The organism is Demequina zhanjiangensis (assembly GCF_030418315.1).
GTDB lineage: Bacteria > Actinomycetota > Actinomycetes > Actinomycetales > Demequinaceae > Demequina > Demequina zhanjiangensis.
In genome coordinates, this window is sequence record NZ_JAUHPV010000018.1 from 1 (window position 1) to 481 (window position 481).

Annotated in this window: 1 protein-coding gene; it reads left to right on the forward strand. The window is 64.2% G+C overall.

The window, feature by feature from the left end; translation table 11 throughout:
• Positions 1-78 precede the first annotated feature (78 nt).
• The gene (locus QQX04_RS14655; RefSeq protein ID WP_367312980.1) at positions 79-468 is read left to right on the forward strand and encodes a DUF6228 family protein; all 390 of its coding nucleotides are present in this window, start codon (positions 79-81) and stop codon (positions 466-468) included.
• Positions 469-481 lie beyond the last annotated feature (13 nt).

The window sequence follows — 481 nt, forward strand, 5'->3', positions numbered from 1 at the left end:
CGCCTCTCGCTCTAGCGACTTGAGGTGGTCCTCGCGCGAGGCGGGATCGCTCGCCACAATGGGGCCGTGACTAGTGCGGTGATCTTCGATGGACGAACGCGACTGACGTTCAGCGATCCGGTTGGCTCGGGCAGCGTTGTGGACTACGTGAGCGTGACTATCGAGGGGCCAGACCTCTCAGCCAGTCGCCAGGTCTACGGCGGCTGGTCCGAGGGGTTCGCTCACCTTGGCAGGTACTTCGCGACGTTGGCGGAAGGCTGGCGGGGTTGGGACGGAGAGCGGACATTCGAGTCCGTCGAGAGCGACCTCCGTCTTGCCGCGACTCATGACGGTCGCGTTCACTTGGCAGTGATGCTCTGGGAATCCACAGAGCCGCGTGGCTGGCAAGCACAGGCTCAGCTTCGGATCGACGCAGGTGAGCAACTGGCGTGCGCAGCCCGTGACATTGCTGACCTAGTTGGACGGTGAGTTGGGCGTCCCG